Genomic DNA, 368 nt, shown 5'->3' with positions numbered 1-368 from the left:
CCGCCTGCACTACCGGCAGCAGCGCCTGTTCATGTTCATCGGACCACAGCCCCAGATCGTGAGGCGAAATGCGCGCTTCAGGCGAAACGGCGGTCGCTTCCAGAATCAGCAGCGCGGCACCGGACAAGGCCAGGTGGCCGAGGTGGACCATGTGCCAGTGCGTCGCGCGGCCTTCGTCGGCGGAATACTGGCACATCGGTGCAATGGCGATGCGGTTCGCCAGCTGCAGCGGCCCGATCGCATAAGGTGAAAACAGCTGGCTCATTATTCCTCCTTCAGCGCCTCGACCTGGATGCGCAGATCCACATTCATTTTGAATCCAAAGTCCTTGCCCGCAGCCAAACCGAATTCGTCGCGCTGGATGGTGG

Annotated in this window: 1 protein-coding gene; it reads right to left on the bottom strand. The window is 61.4% G+C overall.

Annotated features, from left to right (window positions below; all coding sequences use genetic code 11):
- Positions 1–265, bottom strand: a 265-nt coding sequence (locus tag AB4Z32_RS27890) for an oxidoreductase (protein ID WP_442125037.1), incomplete at its 3' end; no start/stop codon positions are given.
- Positions 266–368: the final 103 nt, after the last annotated feature.

This window comes from Massilia sp. 2TAF26, assembly GCF_052115005.1.
In the GTDB taxonomy this organism is placed as follows: domain Bacteria; phylum Pseudomonadota; class Gammaproteobacteria; order Burkholderiales; family Burkholderiaceae_D; genus Telluria.
This window is presented reverse-complemented; position numbering and strand designations above follow the sequence as displayed.